Raw genomic sequence first — 7,386 nt, 5'->3', positions numbered from 1 at the left:
GACGGGGCAGGCAACGACGGGGCAGCCCTGGCAGCCGCGAACGCCATCATGCACGCCGCCAGCCAAGCAGCCACCCAGGCAATCGGCAACCAAAACTTGGCAGCCGCTGCGGCGACTGGCCTCGCGCTACCCGCTGCGTTGGCAGGCGGACCGGCCAATACGGACGTATATCTAGGCAGCTCGGCTGGTAGCGACGTGTATGCAGGAATCACGAACGATGTCGACCGAAGGGCCAGACAGCACGGCGACCGGTTCTCGATACGGGCGATAACGGCCTATCCTTTAGTCCGAGGTGCAGCGCGCGCGATCGAGCAAGCGCTGATTGCCCGCAATCCGGGCTTCGAGAATAAGATCAATAGCATCTCTCCCAACCGGCCGTTCTACCAGGACGCGGTGGACTGGGGAGAGGCATGGTTGAAGGGGAAAGGTCTCTAGTGGGTTCGGTTCAGACCAATATGCGCATACTCAAGCCCACGAGGAAGAAACCTCGGCCGGGTGATGTTTTCGTGCTGCAGATGCCTGACGATAAGTACTCCTTCGGACGCGTGGTTAGTACGTCGGCGATGGTCGGGGGCCGGATTCAGTCACAGCTGATTTACGTTTTTAAGATCCGTTCCGCTTCGAAGGATCTTCCCGCGCGTTCGGAACTTCGGAGCGACCACTTGTTGGTCCCTCCGATGATGACCAATCTCTTACCGTGGTCACGAGGTTACCTGGAGACAATCGCGCACCTGCCCTTTGAACCCGGCGAGGTCCTTTCCCAGCATTGCTTCTACGATTCTTTCTTCCAGAAGTACGTTGACGAACTCGGCAATGACCTTCCAGGGCCGGTGGAACCGGTCGGGGAATTAGGCCTTCAGAGCTTTAGGACCATCGACGACGCCGTAAGCGCAGGGTTGGGTATTCCGCTTGTTCCCGAAGGCTGATCATGAATGTGGTTTGGGTTTCCGCATGAAATCCTTGACTGTCAGTCTGGGGTATACCCCAGACTGACGCCAAAGGCTTAGCGTGCAATTTCACGTCGTTACTACTCGAGTCTTAATACAGGTGTGGACGGGGTGCCGCCTGCGGCCGACGGGTTCATAGGGGGCTAGTCGGGCGATGCGTTGTTGTTCGAGCAGCCACGTTCGGCCAATGCCAGCCCGGTGATCCAGGCGACTGCCGCGGTGGATGCATGGCTGCCCTGCGTTCCCGACCCCCGTCTACGCAATGCGGGGACTGCGCCCTGGTGAGCGCGAAGCGGCTGAGCGCCGAGGCATGGGCGAACCGGAACGCCGTTCACTCGCCCGCAAGGTCCGCGCGTGCGCTACTGCCGCGCAGGATGGGGCCGAGTTTGTGGGTCGCTTCCGTCGCAGGGGTGCGTTGGCAGCGGGATGTTGCGGTGTGTCCCGTTGGCGCTGCCTTGCTGCTCGGTGGCCTTCTGCGCACCTGTAGCAGGAATTCTTGGGTCAGAGTTGCTTAGCAACGAGGTCAAAAAATCGCTCGTAGTCGCCCCGTATGTGCTTGGGGATCCGTCGTTTGGATTCGAACAAGTCGCGTTGTCCGTTGCTGACGGCTTCCTGTCGCCGCTCGATCATTCTTATTAGACTCGAGCGGGATTCCAGATCGTCCAGCGTCGCGGCATTCTCGTATGCGCGGGCAAGTACTTGGGCGGCATCGGGGATGATCATGTAGTCCGGGCCGGTGGGCAGGATCTGCTTCCGCAGATCCACTCCGGATCTGAAGTCGGTGTCGCCGAAGTCCACGCCGGAGAAGTCGTTGCCGTCGATCGTGTTGGTTCTGTCGCCGTAAATACGAGCGTCCGGTCCGGTGCGGCCCCAGATCTGGGTCGAGTCCATCCGGCCGCTGAATACGCAGTCAATCAGGTCTCCGGCAGATAATTGGAACCGGCTGCTGCGGATACTGCGGAAGGAACAGTTCACGAAACGCGACCGGCCCAGGAGCGTATTGGAGAAGAACCTGCTGCCATCGAAGGTGCAGTTGATGTATTCGGACATCACTTCCCCATCACCGAAGCTCAGCGAGTCCAGCTGCAGTCTTGAGAAGTTGCAGTCCTCGAACCGTGAACCGTGGGAGCCAAAACCTTTTAGACCCAGAGACGAGTAATCGACTCCCTTGACATGCTCATGTTCGACGAACAAGTCTCCCTCGACGGGGATCTTGACGTACCCCTTGGAGCGGACCCTGATTTCAAAATCGTCGGTGTTCATAAGGAGTCCTTCGATCCGACGGGCTTGAGGGGGCATTACCGCACCTGTCCGGCCGCAGCGGCCGAACTGCACATTTCGTCTCATAAAGCCCGTTACACGTCGTCTGTCCACCAAGGCACGCGCGGATTAAGTTCAGCGGCCAAAGTGGCGAAGGCCAAGTCATCCATTTCCAGATAGCCGTTGGAATCGACAAAGAAGATCTCTCGGTCGAAGGCCTCGGCCAGCGTCGCCGCCATTGCGCCGATCGACTCGAACTCAACCGGGTGTTCCCTCTCGTCGATACGGAAATGCCGGACCGATCCAACCCTTTCCCCCGCCAGAACAACAGCATAAAAGTCCCCGCCTCCGTTGGAGAATAGGGGCAGCCAGCCTGGCGTCCAACGAGGATCATTCCGAAACGTGCTGTAGTTTACGGCTGCGTCCTCGATTGATAGTAAATAGAACCCTGGGAACACATGAATATCGTCCAGTGTGATAACAGGCTGCGTATCTGTACCGTTTCGCCAGCCGAACAACATCTCGACCTGAGCATTGTTTGGCAGGCCAAGACTCAAGAGCACGTCCCGGATCGGGCTCTCCGGCGTTCCGGGACGCAGTCTTTGCAAAAGCACACGTCGTTGAAGACGCTCCAAGCCGCGCTCGATGCGGGTAAGGGATGCAAGTAGATCATTCATTATGGCCCAAAAATAACATTGAATGGATCTCCTGCCTGAATACCGTTTATCTGGAAGAAACGGCTGAGAACCCCACCTTGGTAGCTCTGCTCTGCTACAGGAACCGGCGAAACGCAAGATCCCGCTCCGCCCTGGGCCGAACAAGCGAAGGGATACTCATCCAAGGATAGTCCGGCCACCGCGGGAGCCTGACCACGGAGTGCATCCCTCCGGTTTCTATCTCTGACACGTCCGGTTACCCGGTTGAGCTCGGTAGGCGCACCAGCGGAAACTGCATCGTCAAAATTTTGTGCCAGTCCAGGAGCGCGACTGCGGCTAAAAACCACAGAGGGAATGGCCGCGTTGGCTGCTGCCGCTCCGTTGGCGATTGCTTGGGTGGCTGCTTGGCTGGCGGCGTGCATGATGGCGTTCGCGGCGGCGAGGGCTGCCCCGTCGTTGCCTGCTCCGTCGTTGGTTGACGAGGGTCTTTGGGGGATGGCGGGGAAGGATGTTCCGGTGGCCTCGGGGTATCCGGCGGTGTAGCCGTCGGCCGGTCCCCATGATTCCGGTGTGTCGGCCGGGGTGGTGGAGACCGCAGGCCCGGCGGGAGCGGCGGGGTAGGTGATGTGCGTCCAGGGGATGTACTGGTCGGCGGCGAATCCGTTGGCTTCCGCAGCGGCTGTTGCGCCGCTTGAGGCAAACAATGAGTTTAGCCAGTCGGAGAATTTCTGGAAGGCGGTCGGCAGGGACATGATCGCCCCCACCCCCACTGCCCCAACGGCGGCGGCGCCGGCGGCGGCGCCGCCGCTGGGCATGCTCCAGGAGCCGAAGCCGATACCGATCCCGCATTCGCAGTTGATCATCAGTCCTGATGGGTCGCTGCCGTTGACGGGGTCCGCGTTCGCGTACCCGTACGGGGAGTAGTTGTTCGGGTTGGCTGTGTCGAGAATGGGGTCCGGTGCCGTGAAGGTGCCCAGGACGGGGTCGAGGTCGCGGGCGCCGAGGTGGGTGAGGGTGCTGACCGTGTCGGCGAGCCCGCCGATGTACCCGTTGACGGCCCCGAACCCTGCCGGGTTCGCGGCGTTGGAGCCCATCCCGGTGACACTGGAAGCGGCGGTGGCAAAGGCTCCTGTTCCTGGCGCGGTCTGGGTGGGGCCGCGGGCGAGGCCGATGGGGTCGGTGTAGCGGGTTTGGGCGGTGACCGGTGTGGTCCCGCTGCTGGGTTGGACGATGGTCTGGGCGGTGTCGACGCCGTCGCTGATGATGAAGGCGAGTTTCACGGTTCCGCCGGCGGCGGTGCGCTGGGCGACGGTCTTCCCCGCGAAACTGTAGGTCTTGGTCGCGGTCTTTACCCCTGCCGGGGTCACATGGGCGGTGATGGAACCGATCATGACGGTGGTTCCGGTCCCGTCGGTGATCCCGACGAGGTTCCCTCCGGCGTCGTAGTACCGGGTCCCGGTGCTGCCCGCGGTCCCGGACACGGGTGCGGGCGGGGTGCCCGCACTTGCTGAGGGGTTCGGGTTCGCGGGCAGGGTGCTGCTGCCCGCGGTGGTGGCGAGTTTCCCGTCCGGGGTGTAGGCCAGGGTTTCCCCGGCCCGGCCGGTCATCCGCCCTGCTCCGTCCCAGGTGAACGTGCTGGTCGCGGGTGTCCCTGTGGCGGGGGTGCTGGTCATGGACTGGAGCTGGTGCGGCCCGGGCAGGCCGCCGGTCACGGGGCCGTTGAAGTATCCCATGGTGTCGGCGATGAGCTGCACGGTGCCCGGGGAATCGTTCGTGAAGGAAATCGTCCCGTCCGCCCCGACCGCGGTGATCGCGAAGTTGGGGATGATCTGCCCCGAGAGTTCCCGGTGGACCGTGTCATCCTCGCCGAGCCGGCCCTGCAGGAAAATCCCGGCAGGCCCGATGCGGGCGAGCGTCCGTCCTACTCGGAATCGGCTAGTCTTCTAAGCCGTCCAGAGTCAGTTCCACGTGGGTTGGACCGACGCCCCACACGGTCACAACTTCGGAAGCCTGACTCGCGCTGTCGCGTACCCGGTGCTCCCAGGAACCGGCGATCGCACTAAAGTCGGCGATGAAGTCAATGAGGGGCACGATCACAGCACCGTCGAGCAGGAGTCCATCCAAACCGAGAACAACCAGATTGAATTCTTGAACCAAAAGGATTGTTTCGGGCAGTTGTGCAAGCGCTACCCGGAAAATTCCGTTCGGATGTTCGAGAACCTCGATGCCGCGTTCCACTGCTGCTTCGAGCAACGCAGCCGTGGTTACCACGGGGACTTCCAATTAGGGTCTGTGAGGTCGCTAATTTGGACGATATCACCGGTTTTGTCGTTTCTCACGACGTAGCCTCCATTTTTGTCTAAATAGGCGGTCGCAGGATCATCATTGCGTGCGCCGGTTCCCCGCTGCCAGCGAGTGTCGCGAGTTACAACAGTGCGATCCGGATTGTTAACCAGGTTCTCGACCGATTGCTCTGTCCAGCCTCGTTTGGCCAGTGCGTTCAAGATCTTGCTTTCCATCTTTATCGCTTTTGCGCCTGTTTTGCCAAATGCTCCAAGAGGGCCCCCTCCGGGAATTGCCCCGATGCCCATCATGGAGACGTCATCCACTTTGAGGGGCCCAGGATCGTTGCCTTCCAGGTTGTCGGCTGATCGATTTAGAGCTACATATGCAATGCCACCGACGCCGGGCACGAATGACGCGTCAAAGCCGAGGTACTTCAGCGCTGTTGCGGAGGAGGCCTTGATGCCGTTCTTGCGTATGTATGCCATCGTTTCGTCGGCATCGATGACTTCCGGTTCCGGGGCGGCGGCGACGGGTTGGTACGCGGGTACCACGGGGACGTAGGATCGTTGGTCGGCGATCGGCTTCCAAGGAAGGAAATAGTCGTTGGACGGGTGGGCATCCTCCCACCGCGAGTCAACGGTTCCGCCCCCGAACCAAGATCCTCCGTCTTCGATGGCGGGCCCGAGGATCATGAGTCCGGAGGGGTCGGAGTTGTTGATGGCGTCGGCTTCACCGTAGACGTACGGAGAGTAGTTGTTGGCTTCACCGGGTTTCAGGATCGGGTCCGGGCTTGTGAAGGTGCCGGTGACGGGGTCGAGGTCGCGGGCGCCTAGGTGGGTGAGGGTGCTGACCGTGTCGGCGAGCCCGCCGATGTACCCGTTGACGGCCCCGAACCCGGCCGCGTTGGCCGCGTTGGCCCCAACACCTGTGACCCCTGCTCCTGCGGTGGCGTACGCGCCTGTTCCTGGCGCTGTTTGGGTGGGTCCGCGGGCGAGGCCGATCGGGTCGGTGTAGCGGGTTTGGGCGGTGACGGGGGTGGCCCCGCTGCTGGCCTGCACGATGGTCTGGGCGGTGCCGACGCCGTCGCTGAGCACGAACGCGAGCTTCACGGCACCGCCGGCGGCGGTGCGCTGGGCGATGGTCTTCCCGGCCAGTCCGTAGCTCTTGGTGGCTGTCTTCACCCCGCCCGGGGTCACGTGGGCGGTGATCGAACCGATCATGACGGTCGTCCCGGTTCCGTCGGTGATCCCGACAAGGTTCCCGCCGGCGTCGTAGTATCTGGTCCCGGTACTACCCGCAGTCCCCGACACGGGTGCGGGCGGGGTGCCTGCATTTGTTGAGGGGTTCGGGTTCCCCGGCAGGGCGCTGCTGCCGGTGGTGGTGGCCAGTTTCCCGTCGGCGGTGTAGGACAGGGTTTCCCCGCCGCGGCTGGTCATGCGCCCTGCCGGGTCCCAAGTGAAGGTGCTGGTCGTGGACTGCCCGGTGGCGGGCGTGCTGGTCATGGATTGGAGCTGGTGCGGGCCGGGCAGTCCACCGGTCACGGGGCCGTTGAAGTAGCCCATGGTGTCCGCGATGAGCTGCACCGTGCCGGGGGAATCGTTCGTGAACGAAATCGTCCCGTCCGCCCCGACCGCGGTGATCGCGAAGTTCGGGATGATCTGCCCGGCCGTGTAGTTCAGGTTCGAGGTGCCTGGTTTGGGGGTCCCGCCGGCGTAGGCGGTGATGACCCCGGAGGAGGTGGAGTTGGCGACGGTGATGTTCATCGCGACCGCGGAGACACCGGTGGCAGGGAGGCCCCCGCGGCCGGTGACTTTGACGCTGATCGTCTGCCCCGGTCCGACGGGTCCGTTGACCCCGCCGGTGCCGTTGCGGGTGTCGAGCTGCCGGAACGGGGTCTGGGCCGAGAACGCGCCAGGGACGGTGGCCGTGCCGCCGAGGAAGTACCCGGAAGTGTCCGCGATGATCTGCACCGTGCCGGAGGAATTGTTCGTGAACGCGATCGTGCCGTCGGACGCTACCGGGGTGATAGCGAAGTTGGAGACGATCTGCCCGGTCGCGTAGTTCAGATTCGAGGTGTTCGGTTGTGGAGTCCCGCCCGCGAAGGCGGTGATGGCCCCGAACGAGGAGGAGTTGGCGACGGTGATGTTCATCGCGACAGCGGACACACCGGACGCCGGGAGACCCCCGCGGCCGGTGACCTTGACCCTGATGGTCTGGCCCGGGCCCACAGGGCCCGT

7 protein-coding genes are annotated in these 7,386 nt (G+C 62.7%); 2 read left to right on the top strand and 5 right to left on the bottom strand.

Going from position 1 to position 7,386, the window contains the following annotated elements:
- Nucleotides 1-435 (top strand): GIY-YIG nuclease family protein (locus AC3WJU_RS21980; RefSeq protein WP_492260860.1); only part of this gene is annotated, 435 nt, incomplete at its 5' end.
- A complete protein-coding gene (locus tag AC3WJU_RS21975; protein WP_492260859.1) occupies nt 411-926 on the top strand; it encodes an Imm26 family immunity protein in 516 nt (171 codons plus the stop codon). The genes AC3WJU_RS21980 and AC3WJU_RS21975, both read left to right, overlap by 25 nt.
- Nucleotides 927-1,448: 522 nt before the next feature.
- Here AC3WJU_RS21975 and AC3WJU_RS21970 read toward each other — a convergent pair.
- The 5 genes from AC3WJU_RS21970 to AC3WJU_RS21950 form a co-directional block, all read right to left on the bottom strand.
- The gene (locus AC3WJU_RS21970) at nt 1,449-2,210 is read right to left on the bottom strand and encodes a pentapeptide repeat-containing protein (RefSeq protein WP_307052935.1); all 762 of its coding nucleotides are present in this window, start codon (nt 2,208-2,210) and stop codon (nt 1,449-1,451) included.
- A gap of 92 nt (nt 2,211-2,302) precedes the next feature.
- The gene (locus AC3WJU_RS21965; RefSeq protein ID WP_307052936.1) at nt 2,303-2,884 is read right to left on the bottom strand and encodes an SMI1/KNR4 family protein; all 582 of its coding nucleotides are present in this window, start codon (nt 2,882-2,884) and stop codon (nt 2,303-2,305) included.
- Complete coding sequence (locus AC3WJU_RS21960; protein WP_492260858.1) at nt 2,884-4,617, bottom strand: NucA/NucB deoxyribonuclease domain-containing protein; 1,734 nt, start codon at nt 4,615-4,617, stop codon at nt 2,884-2,886. The genes AC3WJU_RS21965 and AC3WJU_RS21960 overlap by 1 nt, the downstream gene beginning before the upstream one ends.
- Nucleotides 4,618-4,798: 181 nt before the next feature.
- Nucleotides 4,799-5,134 carry a hypothetical protein gene (locus AC3WJU_RS21955; protein WP_492260857.1) on the bottom strand — a complete coding sequence of 112 codons (336 nt, stop codon included), beginning with the start codon at nt 5,132-5,134 and terminating at the stop codon, nt 4,799-4,801.
- Nucleotides 5,128-7,386 (bottom strand): colicin E5-related ribonuclease (locus AC3WJU_RS21950; RefSeq protein WP_492260856.1); only part of this gene is annotated, 2,259 nt, incomplete at its 5' end. The genes AC3WJU_RS21955 and AC3WJU_RS21950, both read right to left, overlap by 7 nt.

This window comes from Arthrobacter sp. FW306-1B-F12A, assembly GCF_058781865.1.
The sequence above is the reverse complement of the archived record's forward strand: the minus strand, read 5'-3'. Positions and strand labels throughout refer to the sequence as shown.

Bases quoted from the DNA above. Each gene is read 5' to 3' on its own strand.
- AC3WJU_RS21975 (WP_492260859.1), top strand. From the start codon at position 411: ATGGTTGAAGGGGAAAGGTCTCTAGTGGGTTCGGTTCAGACCAATATG.
- AC3WJU_RS21970 (WP_307052935.1), bottom strand. From the start codon at position 2,210: ATGAACACCGACGATTTTGAAATCAGGGTCCGCTCCAAGGGGTACGTC.
- AC3WJU_RS21965 (WP_307052936.1), bottom strand. From the start codon at position 2,884: ATGAATGATCTACTTGCATCCCTTACCCGCATCGAGCGCGGCTTGGAG.